At 66.5% G+C, this 16,740-nt stretch carries 19 protein-coding genes and 3 tRNA genes; 14 read left to right on the top strand and 8 right to left on the bottom strand.

Annotated elements, in window-relative coordinates; translation table 11 throughout:
- Window positions 1–232: hypothetical protein (locus tag U858_RS36145; protein WP_232786538.1), on the top strand; the 232-nt coding region annotated here is incomplete at its 5' end.
- A 9-nt stretch (window positions 233–241) separates the two neighbouring features.
- Here the strand turns inward: U858_RS36145 and U858_RS0114950 are convergent.
- Entirely contained in the window at window positions 242–1,006 is a 765-nt protein-coding gene (locus U858_RS0114950) for an IclR family transcriptional regulator (protein ID WP_025137963.1), read from the bottom strand.
- A gap of 64 nt (window positions 1,007–1,070) precedes the next feature.
- Window positions 1,071–1,691 carry a cysteine dioxygenase gene (locus U858_RS0114955; protein WP_025137964.1) on the bottom strand — a complete coding sequence of 207 codons (621 nt, stop codon included), beginning with the start codon at window positions 1,689–1,691 and terminating at the stop codon, window positions 1,071–1,073.
- 189 nt (window positions 1,692–1,880) lie between these two features.
- Between U858_RS0114955 and U858_RS0114960 the strand changes: the two genes are divergently transcribed.
- Window positions 1,881–2,657 carry an NAD-dependent protein deacylase gene (locus tag U858_RS0114960; protein WP_025137965.1) on the top strand — a complete coding sequence of 259 codons (777 nt, stop codon included), beginning with the start codon at window positions 1,881–1,883 and terminating at the stop codon, window positions 2,655–2,657.
- A 32-nt stretch (window positions 2,658–2,689) separates the two neighbouring features.
- Here U858_RS0114960 and U858_RS0114965 read toward each other — a convergent pair whose 3' ends face one another.
- Entirely contained in the window at window positions 2,690–2,992 is a 303-nt protein-coding gene (locus tag U858_RS0114965) for a hypothetical protein (RefSeq protein ID WP_025137966.1), read from the bottom strand.
- 70 nt (window positions 2,993–3,062) lie between these two features.
- Here U858_RS0114965 and U858_RS0114970 point away from each other — a divergent pair, with 70 nt between their 5' ends.
- The 3 genes from U858_RS0114970 (at window position 3,063) to U858_RS0114980 (ending at window position 4,546) form a co-directional block, all read left to right on the top strand.
- Window positions 3,063–3,416 (top strand): hypothetical protein, encoded by a 354-nt coding sequence (locus U858_RS0114970; protein WP_025137967.1) that lies wholly within the window; start codon window positions 3,063–3,065, stop codon window positions 3,414–3,416.
- 175 nt (window positions 3,417–3,591) lie between these two features.
- On the top strand, window positions 3,592–4,194 hold the full coding sequence (locus U858_RS0114975; RefSeq protein ID WP_025137968.1) for a helix-turn-helix transcriptional regulator: 603 nt from the start codon (window positions 3,592–3,594) through the stop codon (window positions 4,192–4,194).
- A gap of 103 nt (window positions 4,195–4,297) precedes the next feature.
- Window positions 4,298–4,546, top strand: a complete 249-nt coding sequence (locus tag U858_RS0114980; RefSeq protein ID WP_025137969.1) for a hypothetical protein — start codon at window positions 4,298–4,300, stop codon at window positions 4,544–4,546.
- Between the two features lie 13 nt (window positions 4,547–4,559).
- Here U858_RS0114980 and U858_RS0114985 read toward each other — a convergent pair whose 3' ends face one another.
- Complete coding sequence (locus U858_RS0114985; protein ID WP_025137970.1) at window positions 4,560–5,474, bottom strand: LysR family transcriptional regulator; 915 nt, start codon at window positions 5,472–5,474, stop codon at window positions 4,560–4,562.
- A 131-nt stretch (window positions 5,475–5,605) separates the two neighbouring features.
- Between U858_RS0114985 and U858_RS0114990 the strand changes: the two genes are divergently transcribed.
- Both U858_RS0114990 and U858_RS0114995 read left to right on the top strand, forming a co-directional pair.
- Window positions 5,606–6,202, top strand: a complete 597-nt coding sequence (locus tag U858_RS0114990) for a short chain dehydrogenase (protein ID WP_025137971.1) — start codon at window positions 5,606–5,608, stop codon at window positions 6,200–6,202.
- A 144-nt stretch (window positions 6,203–6,346) separates the two neighbouring features.
- Window positions 6,347–6,553 (top strand): hypothetical protein, encoded by a 207-nt coding sequence (locus U858_RS0114995; RefSeq protein WP_025137972.1) that lies wholly within the window; start codon window positions 6,347–6,349, stop codon window positions 6,551–6,553.
- A 67-nt stretch (window positions 6,554–6,620) separates the two neighbouring features.
- Here U858_RS0114995 and U858_RS0115000 read toward each other — a convergent pair.
- Window positions 6,621–6,697 (bottom strand) — tRNA-Arg (locus U858_RS0115000).
- A gap of 181 nt (window positions 6,698–6,878) precedes the next feature.
- Here U858_RS0115000 and U858_RS0115005 point away from each other — a divergent pair.
- A complete protein-coding gene (locus U858_RS0115005; RefSeq protein WP_025137973.1) occupies window positions 6,879–7,091 on the top strand; it encodes a DUF3079 domain-containing protein in 213 nt (70 codons plus the stop codon).
- A 205-nt stretch (window positions 7,092–7,296) separates the two neighbouring features.
- On the opposite strand, the gene U858_RS0115010 is transcribed toward U858_RS0115005, so the two are convergent.
- Both U858_RS0115010 and U858_RS0115015 read right to left on the bottom strand, forming a co-directional pair.
- A tRNA-Arg gene (locus U858_RS0115010) sits at window positions 7,297–7,373 on the bottom strand.
- 98 nt (window positions 7,374–7,471) lie between these two features.
- Window positions 7,472–7,548: transfer RNA gene (locus tag U858_RS0115015), tRNA-Arg, on the bottom strand.
- Window positions 7,549–7,836: 288 nt separating this feature from the next.
- On the opposite strand from U858_RS0115015, the gene U858_RS0115020 reads away from it, so the two are divergent.
- On the top strand, window positions 7,837–8,529 hold the full coding sequence (locus U858_RS0115020; protein WP_025137974.1) for an ATP-binding cassette domain-containing protein: 693 nt from the start codon (window positions 7,837–7,839) through the stop codon (window positions 8,527–8,529).
- A gap of 73 nt (window positions 8,530–8,602) precedes the next feature.
- Here the strand turns inward: U858_RS0115020 and U858_RS0115025 are convergent, their stop codons facing one another.
- Entirely contained in the window at window positions 8,603–9,232 is a 630-nt protein-coding gene (locus tag U858_RS0115025; protein ID WP_025137975.1) for a TetR/AcrR family transcriptional regulator, read from the bottom strand.
- Between the two features lie 202 nt (window positions 9,233–9,434).
- On the opposite strand from U858_RS0115025, the gene acpA reads away from it, so the two are divergent.
- The 5 genes from acpA (at window position 9,435) to U858_RS33720 (ending at window position 16,726) form a co-directional block, all read left to right on the top strand.
- Entirely contained in the window at window positions 9,435–11,186 is a 1,752-nt protein-coding gene (gene acpA, locus U858_RS0115030; protein ID WP_025137976.1) for an acid phosphatase, read from the top strand.
- 222 nt (window positions 11,187–11,408) lie between these two features.
- The gene (locus U858_RS35920; RefSeq protein ID WP_198529726.1) at window positions 11,409–11,579 is read left to right on the top strand and encodes a hypothetical protein; all 171 of its coding nucleotides are present in this window, start codon (window positions 11,409–11,411) and stop codon (window positions 11,577–11,579) included.
- Window positions 11,576–11,962 carry a hypothetical protein gene (locus U858_RS35340; protein WP_232786540.1) on the top strand — a complete coding sequence of 129 codons (387 nt, stop codon included), beginning with the start codon at window positions 11,576–11,578 and terminating at the stop codon, window positions 11,960–11,962. Before U858_RS35920 ends, U858_RS35340 begins: the two co-directional genes overlap by 4 nt.
- A 91-nt stretch (window positions 11,963–12,053) precedes the next feature.
- A complete protein-coding gene (gene mnmH / locus U858_RS0115045) occupies window positions 12,054–13,097 on the top strand; it encodes a tRNA 2-selenouridine(34) synthase MnmH (protein ID WP_025137978.1) in 1,044 nt (347 codons plus the stop codon).
- Window positions 13,098–13,381: 284 nt separating this feature from the next.
- Window positions 13,382–16,726 carry an autotransporter outer membrane beta-barrel domain-containing protein gene (locus U858_RS33720; protein WP_025137979.1) on the top strand — a complete coding sequence of 1,115 codons (3,345 nt, stop codon included), beginning with the start codon at window positions 13,382–13,384 and terminating at the stop codon, window positions 16,724–16,726.
- Window positions 16,727–16,740 lie beyond the last annotated feature (14 nt).

A 16,740-nucleotide genomic window follows, 5' to 3' on the forward strand; every position in this document is an offset into this window, starting at 1 on the left:
CCCCTTCGTCATCTTCGTCCGCCTTCGGCTCCCTTCAGATTCCCTCGGGCGCATCTACACGCCCCGCCCTACGCCCGCCGACGGCGCCAAGCGCTGGCGTTGGGGAATTAGCGCTGCGCCGCTGGGCGTGCGTGATGCACGCTTGATCCTGGTCGATATGAATCGCCGAATTCTGGTTGGCGAATTGACTACCGCTTGGGGGTGTGGCGGTGGGGATTGGGGCTGGCGTTGATCCGTTTTTTTACTGGCCCAGGAAGCCTCGGCGGTAGCCCATGCCTTGGGAGATGGATTGGGCGCAGGCGGCGACGTCGGGGGCCAGTTGTTTCATGCGGGCGGCGCTCAGGCGGTCCAGGGGGCCCGAGATGCCGATGGCGGCGACGGGTTGGTCCAGGCTGTTGAAGAGGGTGACGGCCAGGCCGCCTACGCCTTCGCGCCATTCGCCGCGGTTGACGGCGTAGCCGGCGCGGACGACTTTGTGCAGTTCGTCTTTCAGGAGGGGCATGGAGACGATGGTGGCGGGGGTGTGGCGGGCCAGTTTTTCGGCGTAGCGTTCGACGTAGCCGTCGGGCTGGTAGGCGAGCAGGGCTTTGCCTGTGGCGACCGCGTAGGCGGGGGCGCGGCCGCCGATCATGGAGTAGGCGCGGATGGGTTGGGGGCTGTCGATCTTGTCGACGTAGACGACGTCGAAGCCGTCCAGGACGGATAGGTGCACGGTCTCGCCGGTCTGGTCGGCCAGGGTGCGCATGTAGGGCGCGGCGAGTTTGCGGATGTCGAGTTGGCCGAGCTGGCGGGCGGCGAGTTCGAACAGGCGGACGGCGCCGCGGTAGCCGCCGCCGTCTTCGTCTTTGATGACGTAGCCGGCGTGGATGAGGGTTTGCAGGGTGCGGTGGGTGTTGCTGCGCGTGAGGCCGACGCGGGCCGCGAGCGCATCGATGGTGCGGGGCGGGTTGTCTACGTCGGTGACGGCCTCCAGCACCATCAGCCCCTTGAGCAGTGTCTTGTCCATTGTTCTGGTATTTCCCAATATTTAGGACGCGAACATAGCACGGGCGCCGGCCCGCGAACAGGTCTTACTGGGCGGGCAGCGCGGCGCGCACGGCGGCGGAGCGGTCCCACAGGTTGGGGATGCTGGCCGCGGAATATCCGGAGACGAAGGGTTTGGCCTGGCCGGTGGCGGGGTCGTAGACGTGGCGCGAGACGGCGCCGATGTTGCCGCCGTACATATGCACGCTGATGGAGACCTGGTCGGCAAAGGCGTTGGAGACGCGGTGGATGTCGCCTTCTTGCGGCGACAGGCGTTCGACGTCGCCGGGGCGCAGGGTGTCGGGTTCGCCGAGGGTGGACAGGCGGCCGTCGGCGGCGCGGGTGTAGCGCTGGTTGACTTCGGCGCCGCGCAGCATGCCGACGTAGCCCCAGACTTCGTGATCGTGCACGGGCGTCTGCTGGCCAGGGCCCCAGACGAAGCTGACGAGGCTGAAGCGTTCGAGGGGGTCGCAATGCAGCAGGTATTGCTGGTAGTACTGCGGGTGGGGCACGGTACAGGCGTCGGGCAGCCAGTCGTCGTGACGGATGAGCGCGGCGAATTCGGCTTCGAGTTCGGCGGATTGTGCCAATCCGGCGGGCGTGGCCAGGCGGGTGGCGGTGGCAATGAAGTGGCGCAACCGGTCCAGGCCGGCGGGTGCTTCGGACATGCTGGTGTCTCCGGATCGGGCAGGGCCGCGTCCGGGCCATGCCGTTGAACAATCCCAATTAGGCTATCCAGTATCCATGATTCGGGACGTTGGCGGCAATGCCCGATGCGGACCGGAAGGGCGCAAGGCTTGACAGGGCCCTGTCGGCGCGTGCAGCGTAGCGGGCTGTTCACTTGAGATGGTTTTGCGATGACCCCTGCCCCACTTTCCATTCCGCCCGCACTGGCCGACACGCTGGCGCGGGCGGTGAACGTCGTCGTCTTCACGGGCGCCGGCGTGTCGGCCGAAAGCGGCATCGCGACATTTCGCGATGCGCTCACGGGGCTGTGGTCGCGTTTTGATGCCAGCGCGCTGGCAACGCCCGAAGCGTTTGCCGCGCAACCCGACATTGTCTGGGGCTGGTATGAATGGCGTCGCGCGCAGGTCGATGGCACCGAGCCCAATGCCGCGCATCGCGCCATCGCGGCGTTGGCCGGGCACGTGCCGGCACTGACGCTGATCACGCAGAACGTGGACAATCTGCACGAACGTGCGGGCAGCGCCCAGGTGGTGCATCTGCACGGCAGCCTGCATGCGCCGCGTTGCTCGCGCTGTGCGCGCCCCGCGGCGTTTCCCGCGGATGACGCGCACGTCATTGCAGACGAAGGCCGCGCCATCGCGCCGCCGGCATGCGCGCATTGCGGCGCGCCGATACGGCCCGGGGTCGTGTGGTTTGGCGAAAACTTGCCGACCGACGCCTGGCAGGCCGCGCAAGCGGCCGCCGAACACTGTGATCTGTTCCTTTGCATCGGCACGTCGGCGCTGGTGTACCCGGCCGCGCAATTGCCGCTGCACGCGTTGCGGGCCGGTGCCACGGTGGTGCAGGTCAATCCCGCCGCGACGTCATTCGATGGGCAGGCCCACTACAACCTGCGCGGCGCCGCCGCAGCGGTGATGCCGCGGCTGCTGGAGGCGGCCGGGTTCTGAGTTGCGCCCTGCCTCGTGCCCTACCCCGCCCCCTACCATTTGCAGCCGTCATCGCGCACGGTATCGGCCAGCAGGAACGGCAAGGCCAGCAAGCCCAGATGGGCATGCGCGTCACGGCAAGGCGGCCTGGCGCTTTGGGCGATGCCCTTGGCCAGCGCCGAAGGCTCGGCCCGCGGCTTGGGCGCCAGGTCCACGCGGGCCTCGCCCCGCGCGCGCGGCGCCCCTTGCGCGGCTGCGTCTTCGCCGCGCCAGCGGAAATCATGTGGGGGTGAGCCGGCGGGCGCCGAGGTCGGCTTGGCCGTTGACGGTGTGGCGGTCGGCGATGTCGAGGTCATCGGCGCTGTCTGCGGCGCTTGCGGGGCCGCGCGCGATGCAGGACGCGGCGGCGTTGAAGGTGCCAGTCGCGTGGCGGGCGCCGAAGGCCTGGCCGATTCCCGCGGGCGGCTGGGCTGCCCGGATGCGGCCGGCTCCTGCGATCCCCCCGCCTGCGATGGCGGCAGCGCCTCGGGCAAGGTGGCCTCGCGCCGCGCCGGCTCGACCGGCAACAAGTCCACGAAGAATGCCGTTTCCTGCCGCGGCGGCAAGGGCATCGCGGGCCGTTCGCCCGCCTCGCACCACAAGCACCACGCAAGCAACGCATGCAGGCCGCACACGGCTCCCGCGGCCCACCAGGCAATCCTGTGCACGCGCGGCGCGGGCATGACGTGCGAGGTGTCGATCACAAGCGAAGACATGACGGCAAACCCGGTCGGACGCTGACGAACAACTCGCCATCTTGCTGGCAACGGGCCACGCACAGCCTGTTGCCGCGTGAAGATTTGTGAAGATGTTTGGTGGCGAGAGGACTACGATGAAGACGCGTTGGCGATGCAGGGGAAACCCCACGTCTCACCATACGCGCAGAGGGATACAGTGGCACAAAATCCTTGCAGCCCTGGAGATCATCATTCCGTTTTCCTGGAGACTTCCCGACGTGTTCGTGCGCTCGCCCGACGGTGTCTTGCACCGGGTGGTGCGCCATGCCACGACCACGGAAGCCATCGCCAAACTCGAGAGCATTCCCAGCAACTACCACCTGGATTGCGAATGCATGCTCGACAACGGCGAGGCCCTGTCCTGGATCGGCGAGAACCTCTATCGCCAGGTCAACGGCGGCACGATCTTCACCGCCGAGCCTGGCGCCGCGCCGCCGCCCGCCGATGCACGCAAAAGCGCCAAGGCCCGAAACACCCTGCGGGACGCCTGCCGCCCCGCCGCCGCGCACAAACCTCCCATTGCGCGGCAAAGCGTCGTACCATCAGCTGTAGCAAGTCTAAAAACCGGCAACGATTGGAGCCTGATACGCGCCTGGCGCGAGCACCTGAACATCAGCACTGCTGACATGGCCGCTCGACTGGGCGTTGATCACTCCATTTACATCGAATTGGAAAGGCCCCGCCCGCGGCCGCGCCAGATCATCCTGGACCGCATTTCGGAAGCCTTGGGCGTGTCACCCGACCAACTCGATGATTCATCGTTAGGAGGGCACTTTCATTGACGCCAGGCCAGGGTTGTCATGACCTGTTCGCCTGGCTTGATGAAACTGTTCGAGCAACTTTGGCGCCGCGTGAAAGACGGCCCGCGCATCGGAGGTATTTCAAATGCTCGGAACCGCAAGACGATTGACCGACGTCCTGGCCACTGCCCCGGACGGCACGCTGTACCGCATCGAGCGCTTCGTGTCGGACCCGGACGCCTATTCAGCGCTGGGCACGTCCCGCTTCGATCCCAAGACGCACTGCGTCTGCCGCACCAGTTCAGGCGAGAAGGTCTCGTGGCTGGGCGGACAGGTCTATCAGCTGATCAAGAACGGCACCTGCCTGACGGCGGTCGATCGACGACGCGGCTGATGCCCGCAAGCCCCTACCCGCCCCGGGCGCGCGCGCCCGCCTTTCCCGTGAAACGGGCCACGACGAAATCCACGAACGTCGTGAGCTTGGGCAGCGCCTGCCTGTCTTTTGCGTACAGCAACGTGATCGGCCGGGCGGCGGGCCAATGGGGCTGCAGGATCGGCGTCAGCCTGCCCGCGCGCACGTCGTCGGCCAGCAGGATTTCCGGTTGCAGCACGATGCCGAAGCCGGCCAGGGCGGCCTGGCGCAGCGCCTGGCCGTTATTGGAAATGAAGCGGCTGGTCGGCGGATAGTCGGCGTCGCCCCCCATGCCGTCGGCCAGGCGCCAGCCCGTGCGGCGCCCCCAATAGGAAAAGTCCAGGCATTGGTGGCGCGCCAGGTCGGCGGGCGTATCCGGGATGCCATGGCGCGCCAGGTAGGCCGGCGCGGCGCAGATGATCATCTGGTAGCTGCCGATGCGCCGCGCCACCAGGCCGGAGTCTTGCGGTTCACCAATGCGCACGGCCAGGTCGTAGCGCGAGGCCACCATGTCCTCGACGACGTCGCTCAATGCCAGCTCGACGCTCACATCCGGATAAAGGTCCAGGTAGTCGGCCACGGCCGGCGCCAGGGCCACCGACCCGAACGACACCGTCGACGTGATCCGCAACGTGCCGCGCGGCGCGACACGCAGCGCTTCGGCACCCTGCTCCGCATCGCGGATGTCGGCCAGGATGGCCTTGCTGCGCGCGTAGTAGGCCTGGCCCGCCTCGGTCAGGCTCTGGCGGCGAGTGGTGCGGTTCATCAGGCGCAGGCCCAGCCGCGCCTCCAGCGCCTTGATGTGCTTGGCCGCCATGGCGGGCGACATCTCGTGGCGGGCGGCGGCGGCCGTCAGGCTGCCCAGCTCGACCACCGCCACGAAGATCTCCATGCTGAGCAGACGATCCATGAATTACGCACCCTGAGTGTGAAGTGTTCCAACCATTCCTGGATTTTTCCATAGGAATGCAACCGGCAGAATGCTTTCATGCGCTGGCGGACGGTCCGCGGCGCCTCATTCACGGCATAACAGGAAACCCCATGAAAATCATCCTTATCGGTGCCAGCGGCACCATCGGCCGCGCGGTCGCCCAAGAACTCGGCCAGCGCCACGAGATCATCACCGTGGGCAAGACCCAGGGCCAACTCCAGGTGGACATCACCCGCAGCGACAGCATCCGCGCCCTGTTCGAACGGGTGGGTAAAGTGGACGCCATCGTCTCCACCGCCGGCGCCCTGCACTTCGGCCCGCTGGCGGAAATGACCGCCGAACAATTCAAGATCGGCCTGCACGACAAGCTGCTGGGCCAGGTCGACCTGGCCCTGATCGGCCAGCACTACCTGAACCAGGGCGGCTCGATCACGCTGACCAGCGGCATCGTCAGCGACGAACCGATCCGCTTCGGCGCCAACGCGTCGGCAGTCAATTCGGCCATTGATGGTTTTGTGCGCGGTGCGGCGGTCGAACTGGCGGGCGCACGCATCAACTCGGTGAGCCCTACGGTGCTGCAGGAGTCGTGGGAAGGCTACGGCCCCTACTTCCTGGGCTTCGAAGCCGCCCCCGCCAAGCGCGTGGCGCTGGCGTACAGCCGCAGCGTCGAAGGCGCCCAGACGGGCCAGACGTACCGGGTCTGGTAAGCCGCGCGTCGCGAAGTGACAGGGTGGAGATCGATGCCTGCCAGGGGCCGCGCAAGGTCAATGCGGACGACGCCTTGAAAGCGAAAATCGCGGTAGCGGTGTAAAGAGAAAAATGTACACTTTTCGCTCTTCCGGGAGAACCGCATGCGCAACGCCCTGATCCTGACGTGCCTGGCCGCCGCCGCCCTGTCCTCCGCCTGCTCGTCACGGCAAGCCTATGGCACGGGGCAGGCATGGCAGCAGAACGAATGCGGCAAGATTTCCGACATGCAAGAGCGCCAGCGCTGCATGGGGTCGGCTTCTACGTCCTACGACACCTACCAGCGCCAGCGACAGGACATTCAGAAATAGGCATCGCCGATATACCGCCACCAAAGCAAACGGCCTGACGGAAAACCGTCAGGCCGTTCGAATAAGGTGGCGCGCCCGGCAGGATTCGAACCTACGACCCCCTGGTTCGTAGCCAGGTACTCTATCCAGCTGAGCTACGGGCGCGCTAAAGAGGCGTGTTTATAACATGAAGCGGGAAGGGTCCGCAAATCAGCTAGGGCCCTGCCTGCGATGGGCGTCGGCATGCGGGGTTGCACAACACGGGGTTGCGTAACATCAAATGGCGTGCAGGCACGCCGCAGTACGCTGGATTGAACGGCACGCACGCCTTCACCCAGCGACTGACATGGCCAAGAAATTTCCACTGCATCCCAAACATCCCGAGCGCGTCTGCTGGGGTTGCGACCGCTACTGCGCGACCGACGCATTGGCCTGTGGCAATGGCTCGGACCGCACCATGCATCCCGCCGAACTGCTCGGCGACGATTGGTACACCGTCGGAAACTGGGGCTTGGATGACAGCGAAGAAGAGACCGTGGCGCAGACCCGCGCAGCTTGATGGGTCTGCTTGATGGGTCATCGCGGGATGCGTTATTGCTGGACTGATCATTGCAGGATGGATGGATCATCGCTGCATTGATCGCACCTGACACGCAAAATCACACGCAAAACCAACACACAAAACTACCGCGCAAAACAAAAAGGCCTTCGATGCGAGATCAAAGGCCTTTCCATTTTTACTGCTGCTTTCTTTGCGGTTTTGTTGGCGCGCCCGGCAGGATTCGAACCTACGACCCCCTGGTTCGTAGCCAGGTACTCTATCCAGCTGAGCTACGGGCGCTCCGGCAAAGAGGCAAAATTATATCAGAATAATTTTACCGCTGCACTGCAATCTGCTTTTTCACTATTTTTTCATTGAATTCAACGAATCGATTTCAATGGCGCGCCCGGCAGGATTCGAACCTACGACCCCCTGGTTCGTAGCCAGGTACTCTATCCAGCTGAGCTACGGGCGCGTGAAAAAGCAAGCCTTGAATCATAGCGTTGTTTCGCAAAGCGCGCAAGTCGGGGGCGGATGACAGCGACAGACTGCGCCGCGTTGTCCGCGCTCCGCCTCACCGCTCGCAGCCCCTGCTGCCCTACCCTCGCCACCTGCACATTGCCTCTGGGGCATTGACCACCCAGCGTCTCCACATCGGGTATCGACAACACGTCTCATTTTCATTGACTGACGGTCAGTCATGAAATATAGTCAATCCGGCCTATCGCGGCCCCGCACGCGTGCCCTCTTCCAGCCGTCCACCATGATCGCTCCCTTCCCTTTTGCCTCAATACCCGCAGCAGCGGATCGTTCGGCCTCCACGCCGCCTGCCTCGCATCCTGGGTGCATCGGCCCGCTGCCCATCGGCGGGCTCACGGTGGTAGTGGGGCCCGCGGGCTGCGGCAAGACACGGCTGCTGAGGCGCATCGCCCACCTCCTGGCCGATGACGAACCTGCTGCCCGCACCATCCTGGCGGATCGGCAGGCGGCCAGCGTGGCGTCACTGCGCGTGTTCGAAGCGCTGCTATTGGCGCATAAGCAAGGCGATCGCTGGGCCGTGGGCGCGCATGAAATCCAGGCGGTCGGCGCCAGACTCGAACAGGTGGGCCTGACGCAGGCCGCCGGCAAGCTGGTGGCCGACCTGGCCGGCGATGCGCATTACCGCTTGCGCTTGGCGCAGGCGCTGATTCGTCGCCCCGATGTGCTGCTGCTGGATGAACCCGATCCCCCACTGCCCCAGGCCGCGCAGGCCGGCATTGCCGCGCTGCTCAAGCGCGCGGCGGCAGAACAGGGCATGCGCGCGGTGATCGCGATGGCAGACCTGCACACGGCATTGCAGGTCGCCGACAAGCTGTTGGTGCTGCGGCAGGGGCGCCTGCTGGCCATCGGTACGCCCGATGAACTGCGCGACCCGCTGCGGGCGGGTCGTCTCGACATCGCGCCTGCGCCGCCTTGAGTCCCCATGCAGGGTGATCCGAATCGCCCACCGGCAACGACGCCTGATCAGGCGAAGCGCCCTGTAAGATCCGTCACCCCCGCAGCGGCACGCCCAGCATGCGCAGGTACGCATCGGCAACGCCATCCGCAAAATCCGTGGCATCCGGCAGTTTGGCCAGGATGGCGTCGTCCGTTGCACAGTGCACGCCCGCGTAGATCAACAGCGCGGTCATGCGGGGGTTGTCGAGCTTCCAGGCGCCGGCCTTCATGCCGGCCTGCAGAATGCCGATCAGTTGTCGGATCACGGCGTTTTCGGTGTGGCCTTCGCGCGCATGGTGATGCGTGTGCGTGAACACAATGTCGTGCACCCGATAGGTGCGCAGATACGTCGTCACGTTGGCGTGGATCCAGGCGCGCAGCCGCCCGACCCAGTCGTTGTCGGCGCAGGCGCCAATGGCCTCGTCCAGCGCCTGCACGAACTGGCCGACATAACGCTCGGCCAGCGCGACCAGCATTTCCTGCTTGGACGGGAAATAGACGTAGAACGTGCCCTTGGCCACGCCGGCTGCTTCCGTGATCTCGCTGATGGTGGTGGCGTCCACGCCCTTTTCCAGGAACAGCGCTTCGGCCGCGCCCATCAGTTCTTCCAGCCGCACTTCCGGCGGCTTGGTGCGGGACGGCGCCGCCTTGCGCGCCGATTCGGCTGCGGAATTGTCGGTCATTGCTTTCACTCGGGTTTCACCAATTCCACCAGTCTAAGGGAAATCTGCGCGGCGCTCCCCGGCGTACAGCTTGCTGACAGCAGAACGTCACATCGATAGAACCTTGCGTCTCTAGCCTAGCGGCCGTTAACGATGCCGGCTGTCATCCGGCGATCCCGTGGCGCAATGACAGGGCGCCGCCCTCTCCGCAAGGTCTACAACCATGTCTGAAAAAGAAAAGAGCGCGAACGCGCAGGCTGCCGCGACGCCGACGGCCGCTGACCCCGTGGGCGCCGATTCGCCTGTCCGCGCCACCCGCCGAGGCTTCCTGACCGGCATCGCCGCGCTCGGCGCCAGCGCCGCCACCCTGGGCGCGCTGGCCGGGTGTTCCAGCGATAGCGATGACGACAACAACGGCACCACGACGCCGCCTCCCGCCACGCCGCCCGCCGCGCCCGACGTCACTGCGCTGCTGCGCAAGAACGTCAAGACGGTGGTCGTGATCTTTGCCGAGAACCGCAGCTTCAACAACCTGTTCTCCAATTTCCCCGGCGTGGAAAAGCCGCTGTCCGCGCTGACCGCCGCCGACTACACGCAGAACGACCGCGACGGCACGCCGCTGTCGGTGCTGCCCCCCGTGTGGGGCGGCATGGTGCCGACCTCGCAACAGGCCAACCACGTCACCTACCAGGTCGACCAGGCCGCGCCCTACATGAACAACCTGGCCAACGCGCCGTTCGACCTGCGCGGACCGCAGGGCGAGCCGCTGCCGCAAGGCGTGGTCACGCGCGACCTCTGGCACGTGTTCTACCAGAACCAGATGCAGATCAACGGCGGCAAGAACGACCGCTTCGTCGCCTGGGCCGACTCGGGTGCGCTCGTCATGGGCCACTACAGCGATTCCGCCTACAACCTGCGCCTGTGGAAGCTGGCCCAGGAATTCGTGCTGTGCGACAACTTCTTCCAGGGCGCATTCGGCGGTTCGTTCCTGAACCACCAGTACCTGGTGGCCGGCCGTCCGCCGTTCTATCCCAACGCCACGACCTCGCCGGCCAGCACCCAGATCGCGCAGCTGCAAAGCAGCGACCCGACCGACCCGCGCCTGCAGCCCAAGCCCACCTCGCCCGCCAGCGCGCTCACCGGCATTCCGCAGTTCGGCGCCAGCGCGCTGACCCCGGACGGCTATGGCGTCAACACCATGGCCCCCCCCTACTGGCCGTCGTTCTCGCGCGACGCCACGCACCCCGAGCTGGCCGACGCCACCAGCCCGCAGACCATGGTGCCGCAGGACCACAACAACATCGGCGACCTGATGACGGCCAAGGGCCTGGACTGGGCCTGGTACGCGGGCGGCTGGCAAGCGGCGGTCGACTCGACCGCCAACACCGGCTTTCCGTCGTCGCCCAACTTCCAGGCGCACCACCAGCCGTTCAACTACTTCAAGACCACCGGCCCCGGCACCGCCGCCCGCTCGTCGCACCTGCGCGATGGCGGCCTGGGCGACCTGTCGTCGACCAACAAGTTCCTGGCCGACGCCGAAGCTGGCACGCTGCCCCCGCTGACGTTCTACAAGCCGCAAGGCAACCTGAACATGCACGCAGGCTACGCCGATGTGGACTCGGGCGACCGCCACATCGCCCACATCGTCGACAGCCTGCGCAAGAGCGCGCAATGGCAGAACATGGTGGTGGTCATCACCGTCGACGAAAACGGCGGCTGGTGGGATCACGTGGCGCCGCCCCAGGGCGACCGCTGGGGCCCCGGCACGCGCATTCCGGCCATCGTCGTGTCGCCCTTCGCCAAGAAGGGCACCGTGGATCACACCATCTACGACACCGGCTCGATCCTGCGCCTGGCTACGCGCCTGTTCGACCTGCCCACGCTTGACGGCCTGAAGGCCCGCGACGACGCCATGAAGGCACGCGGCCAACAGCCCATGGGCGACCTGACCAACGCGCTGACGTTCAGCGCGTAAGGCTGCAAGCGCTGGCGTCAGCGGCATCGTTCGCCGCTGACGCCGACGCATGCATTGCGACGTCAATATCGGCCGTCTTGTATGGCGGTCAACTCAGCACATTCCAATCCCAGTGGGCCTGCCTCGGGAAATCACCAATTCCCATTCTTTGCCGCCGCTCGTTATCGTCACTACCAGATACATCGAGAATTGTTTTGTCTCCTCAACTCATCAGGAGCGGACATGGCGAAGAACCCCCCTGTAGGCGACGGCCAACGCAAAGGCCAGGTACGAGAACGCAGCCAGACCCAAACGCCTTCTGGCAACTACGTGAAGCGCGACACCAACACAGGGCGCTTCATGGACGTGAAGTCAGACAAAACCCCATTCAAAGGCGTTCGCAAAGAAAAATGAACAAACCCCAGCGCCGCTCGTTCCTTCGACTCATCCCAAGCTCCTGCGTGCCACTCTGTGCGGGTGCACTGCTGGGGCTCACGCTCATCAGCGTTCCTCAGACATCCGCAGCACGCGGTAGCGGCTACAGCAGCAGCCATGGTTCATCGCAAAGCTACCACGCACCGTCCGCGCCCCGTTCAACCATGCCCAGCTACGGCACAGGATCCAAATCAAGCAGCACCGGCGTGCATGGCTACACCAACAACAACGGCACCTACGTCGCACCACACCAGCGCTCCACGCCCGACAGTTCCTTGAACAACAACTGGTCCACCAAGGGCAACACCAATCCGTATACGGGCCAGCCTGGAACCAAGCGCGGAAGCCCCTGGGGCAATTAGGCGCCGCGGACAGCCGGCAGAAGAGACGACCGAATGATCGGTCGTCCATGGCCGTGCGAGAATTCGCCATCCCCCACTGGATGGCTCCGCTTTGAAACACCTGCTCGCCGGCCTGGACAGACTGGATGATTTCGACGAAATCATCGACGTGCGCTCGCCGCTGGAATTCGCCGACGACCACATCCCCGGCGCGATGAATGCGCCGGTGTTCAGCAACGACGAACGCGCCCGCGTGGGCACGCTGTACCGCCAATCGCCGTTCGACGCGACCCGCCTGGGGGCTGCGCTGGCCGCGCGCAACATCGCCGCTCACCTGGACACCACCTTTGCCGACCGCCCGCAAGGCTGGCGCCCGCTGATCTACTGCTGGCGCGGCGGCAAGCGGTCGGGTTCGATGACGGTGATGTTCAACATGATCGGCTGGCGTGCGCGGCAGCTCGATGGCGGCTACAAGACCTATCGGCGCGCCACGCTCGACCTGCTGGACACGCTGCCGCCCACGCTGCGCCTCATCGTGCTGACCGGCCCCACCGGCAGCGGCAAGACGAGGCTGCTGGACGCCTTGGCGCAAGCTGGCGCGCAAACGCTGGACCTGGAAGCGCTGGCCGCGCACCGCGGCTCGTTGCTCGGCGCCTGGCCCGGCATGGCGCAGCCCACGCAAAAGGGTTTCGACACCCATCTGGCCGCCCGCCTGCGTCAGCTGGATCCCGCCCGGCCCGTGTTCGTCGAAGCCGAAAGCCGCAAGATCGGCGCGGTGGCGCTGCCGGCTGCCCTGTTGGCGGCCATGCATCAGGGCGCCTGCATCGCGGTCACCGCCAGCGGCGCTGACCGTGCGGCCTTTCTGCAACAGGACTACGCCCAGCTGTTCGCCCATCCCGATTGGTTCAAATCCCAGCTGCAACGCCTGGTCGGCCTGCACAGCCGCGACACTATTGCAGCATGGCATCGCATGATCGACGAAGGCCGCCGCACCGATCTCGCGCGCGAGCTGATCGAGCGTCACTACGACCCCACCTACGCGCGCAGCAGCCACGTCCATTTCGCGCAGCTTGCGCAGGCCCTGCCGTGGGTCTTCCGGCCCAACGACGCCGACGTCGTGGCGCAGGCGCGCGCCCTGCTGGACACGCTGGGCTGAACGCGCGGCCGGGTGACGGACGAGGCTTCGTCCTGGCATTGCATCGCCGGTGCGGGTTTGAGAATTTTCTGGTTTTCAGTCGCTTACCAGTCCTGCCAATCAATGCAGCGCTTTTGAGAATCGTCCTGTTTTTTAGTGTCCTGCCGCAACGCAACATGAAGGCTACCGCTACGTCATCGCCTTTGTCCGAGACGTGCCAGTACGCTTGAACGACGCAGGGGTTCTCCGGCCAGATTCTGTTCGATGTGTATGGGTGCGCCAAGGCCAAGGGCCCAGGAGCCCTCATGCGCACCCCTCTGAACCCCATCATGCTCGGCCTGCTGGCCGCCACGCTGCCCGTTTTTCCCGCCGCGACATCGGCCGCGGACCTGGGCCAGGTCATCGTCAATGACGCCACCGGCAGCACCCAGCTCACGCTGAACAACGGCGACACCGTCACGCATGCCGGCACCGGCGCCGCCATCGACGTTTCCGTGGCCGGCAATGCCGTGCGCGGCGACGGCGTGACCGTCAGCGCCGGCTCGGCTTCCGCCCGGGCCACCCTGGGCGTGCGCGCCAGCGCGGGCGGCAGCGTCACCTTGACCGGCAGCACGGTCAAGACGCTGGGCGACGGCCAGGGCGCCCATGGCCTGGCCGCCATCGGCGCCGGCAGCCTGATCACCGCTGGGCAAACCGATATCTCCACGCTGGGCTCGTATTCCCATGGCGTCTACGCGCAGAACGGCGGCCGCATCGACCTGGACGGCGGCAGCGTCACCACGTCGGGCAGCGGCAGTAGCGCCCTGCGTGCCGAAGGCGCCAACGCCGTCATCACCGCCAAGGACGTCACCGTCGCCACGTCGCTGTACAACGCGGGCGGCGCCTACGTCGACAGCGGCGGCCGCATCGCCATGGAAGGCGGCACCATCACCGCCACCGGCAATCTTGCGCCCGGCGTGAACGTGAATGGCCAGAATTCCCTCGTGACCTTGCGCGGCACCGTGGTCAACGCGGCCAACGGCGCCGGCGCCAGCGTACAAGGCGGCCGCTTCGAGATGGACGGCGGCAGCATCACATCGAGCGGCGCCGCGGTCATGCTCAGCTCGGGCACCGGCCCCGCCGCCGTCGCCGACATCCGCAACGCCACGCTGACGTCCACCGGCGACGTCAGCTACGGCATCAACATCAATGCCAAGGACACGTCCGCCACCGTGGACAATGTCTCCATCTCGGCGTTGGGCTACCTGGGCACCGGCGTGTGGCTGCCGTCCACCGGCACGGCCTTCACCGCCACGCGCTTCGACATCGCGTCGTCGCACGTGGGCATCGACAACCGCGCCGGCGTGGTCACGCTGACCGACGGCACGGTCAAGACCCTGGGCAACAACGCCCATGGCCTGTATGTCTCGCGCGAATACGGCAGCTCGGCCACCATCCAGGCCACCCGGGTCGACATCGACACCCAGGGCGATGGCGCCGTCGGCGCGCTGGCCCGCGTGGGCGGCGCCGCCGTCACCCTGGAAGATGTCAACATCACCACCCGCGGCGCCAGCGCCTACGGCCTGTTTGCCAGCGGCACCGGCGCCAGCCTGTCGGCGCGCAACACCGTCGTCAACACGTCCGGCGCCAACGCCTCCGGCCTGTCGATGAGCAACCGCGCCGCGGTCACGCTGGACAACACCCGATTCACGATGCAAGGCGCGGGCGCCAACGGCATCTGGAGCTACCTGACCGGGGCCGGGCTGAGCAACAGCGTCGTTCTGCGCAACGGCAGCCAGATCAGCACCCAGGACGGCGTGGGCCTGCTTGCCTCGGGCGGCGGCCATACCTTCCTGGTGTCGGATTCCAACATCACGACGCGCACGGGCGGCGATATCGATAGCGGCGTGTTGCTGCATTCGCGCTCGGTCACCGTGACCAGCGGCGGCGTGTCGACCGTGATCGAAAGCGAACAGGTCAACCTGGACGCCTCCAACGCCGTGCTGACCGGCGACGTGCTGGCCGACAGCGGCACCGTGGACGTATCGCTCAAGAACGGCTCGACCCTGACCGGCGCCCTGGTGCAGCGCGGCCCCGGCCGCATCAACAGCCTCACGCTGGACAGCGCCAGCGCGTGGACCGTACGCAATGATTCCAGCCTGGGCACGCTGAACAACGGCGGCACCGTCGCCTTCGCGGCGCCGGCGGGCGGCACGGGTTTCAAGACGCTGACGGTCAACAATTACATCGGCGGCGGCACCCTGGTGCTGAACACGCAGCTGGGTGATGACGCCTCGCCCACCGACAAGCTCGTCATCGATGGCGGCACCACGTCGGGCAACACGTCGCTGCGCATCGTCAACGCGGGCGGCAACGGCGGCCAGACCGAATACGGCATCCGGGTCGTCGAGACCGTCAACGGCGGCACCACCACCGCCGATGCGTTCCGCCTGGACAGCGGGTCCACCGGCTTCCGCGCCAGCGCCGCCACCGTGTCACTGAACGGCTACGACTACAGCCTGGTGCGCGGCGGCAACGGCGGCGTGGCACCCGACTGGTACCTGACGTCCGACTACACCCCGCCCACGACGCCGCCGGGTCCCACGGACCCGACCGACCCCATCGACCCCGGCACGCCCGCCCCGCCTGTCACGCCGCCCGATCCGGTGCTGCCCGGCAATGGCTTCAAGAACGTATCGCCTGAAAGCGGCGCCTATGCCGGCAACCGCCTGGCCAGCACGCGCCTGTTCACGCACAGCCTGCACGACCGTGTGCCGGCCTATGCCGATGGCGACACGACGGCCGCGACCGGCCGCGGCCTGTGGGCCCGGGTGCAGGGCCGCCACGACAGCGGCTTGCGCATGTCCGAAGGCCACGTCGATGTCGATACCGACAGCGCCATGGTGCAGTTGGGCGGCGACGTGATCAAGGCGGCCGTCGGCCAGGACGGCGCCGCCTACGCGGGCCTGATGGGCGGCTACGGCGATGCGCGTTCGCGCGCCGTGTCCACGCTGATGCTGCCCGGCACCACGGCGCAGACCCGTGCCCGCGCACGCGGCAAGGTCTCCGGCTACGGCGTGGGCATTTACGGCACCTACTATGAAAACGATCTCACCCGCCTGGGCGCCTATGCCGACACCTGGCTGCAATATGGCCGCTACACCAACCAGATCAGCAGCGAACTGGGGTCCGTCCGCTACCGCTCCAACGTCTGGAGCGCTTCGCTCGAAGCCGGCTACGCACTCCAGCCTTTCGCGGGCGGCACGGCGTTGGACGCCCTGGTGATCGAGCCGAATGCGCAGGTGATCTACACCCGCTACGACGCCAAGGACGCCACGCTGCAAGGCACCCGCATGCGCAGCGACGGCGACAACGCCTGGAATTCACGCGTGGGCGTTCGCGTGTATCCGCGCGCCGCGCCCCAGGCCGACAAGCCGGCGGTGCGCCCGTTCCTCGAGACCAACTGGCTGCATAACGGCGGCAACCCCAAGGTGCGCATGGGCGAGAACACGCTGGCGGCCCTGCCCGCCCGCAACGCGCTGGAACTGAAGCTGGGCGCGGAAGGCCGCATCGGCAAGCAGGTGCAGGTGTCCGGCCACGTGTTCGGCCAGGCCGGCAACCACGACCAGCGCGGCTACGGCGGCATGCTCAATGTCAGCTACCGCTGGTAGGCGGCAGGGTGACG

This window comes from Achromobacter sp. DH1f, from assembly GCF_000633435.1.
Lineage (GTDB): Bacteria > Pseudomonadota > Gammaproteobacteria > Burkholderiales > Burkholderiaceae_B > Achromobacter > Achromobacter deleyi.

What these genes read in the sequence shown, in the direction of transcription:
- U858_RS0114995 (WP_025137972.1), top strand. Translation starts at nt 6,347, where the DNA reads ATGCGCAACGCCCTGATCCTGACGTGCCTGGCCGCCGCCGCCCTGTCC.
- acpA (WP_025137976.1), top strand. Translation starts at nt 9,435, where the DNA reads ATGTCTGAAAAAGAAAAGAGCGCGAACGCGCAGGCTGCCGCGACGCCG.
- U858_RS0114955 (WP_025137964.1), bottom strand. Translation starts at nt 1,691, where the DNA reads ATGTCCGAAGCACCCGCCGGCCTGGACCGGTTGCGCCACTTCATTGCC.
- U858_RS0115005 (WP_025137973.1), top strand. Translation starts at nt 6,879, where the DNA reads ATGGCCAAGAAATTTCCACTGCATCCCAAACATCCCGAGCGCGTCTGC.
- U858_RS0114950 (WP_025137963.1), bottom strand. Translation starts at nt 1,006, where the DNA reads ATGGACAAGACACTGCTCAAGGGGCTGATGGTGCTGGAGGCCGTCACC.
- U858_RS0115020 (WP_025137974.1), top strand. Translation starts at nt 7,837, where the DNA reads ATGATCGCTCCCTTCCCTTTTGCCTCAATACCCGCAGCAGCGGATCGT.
- U858_RS35340 (WP_232786540.1), top strand. Translation starts at nt 11,576, where the DNA reads ATGAACAAACCCCAGCGCCGCTCGTTCCTTCGACTCATCCCAAGCTCC.
- U858_RS35920 (WP_198529726.1), top strand. Translation starts at nt 11,409, where the DNA reads ATGGCGAAGAACCCCCCTGTAGGCGACGGCCAACGCAAAGGCCAGGTA.
- U858_RS0114980 (WP_025137969.1), top strand. Translation starts at nt 4,298, where the DNA reads ATGCTCGGAACCGCAAGACGATTGACCGACGTCCTGGCCACTGCCCCG.
- U858_RS0115025 (WP_025137975.1), bottom strand. Translation starts at nt 9,232, where the DNA reads ATGACCGACAATTCCGCAGCCGAATCGGCGCGCAAGGCGGCGCCGTCC.
- U858_RS0114990 (WP_025137971.1), top strand. Translation starts at nt 5,606, where the DNA reads ATGAAAATCATCCTTATCGGTGCCAGCGGCACCATCGGCCGCGCGGTC.
- U858_RS0114985 (WP_025137970.1), bottom strand. Translation starts at nt 5,474, where the DNA reads ATGGATCGTCTGCTCAGCATGGAGATCTTCGTGGCGGTGGTCGAGCTG.
- U858_RS0114960 (WP_025137965.1), top strand. Translation starts at nt 1,881, where the DNA reads ATGACCCCTGCCCCACTTTCCATTCCGCCCGCACTGGCCGACACGCTG.
- U858_RS0114965 (WP_025137966.1), bottom strand. Translation starts at nt 2,992, where the DNA reads ATGACCTCGACATCGCCGACCGCCACACCGTCAACGGCCAAGCCGACC.
- U858_RS33720 (WP_025137979.1), top strand. Translation starts at nt 13,382, where the DNA reads ATGCGCACCCCTCTGAACCCCATCATGCTCGGCCTGCTGGCCGCCACG.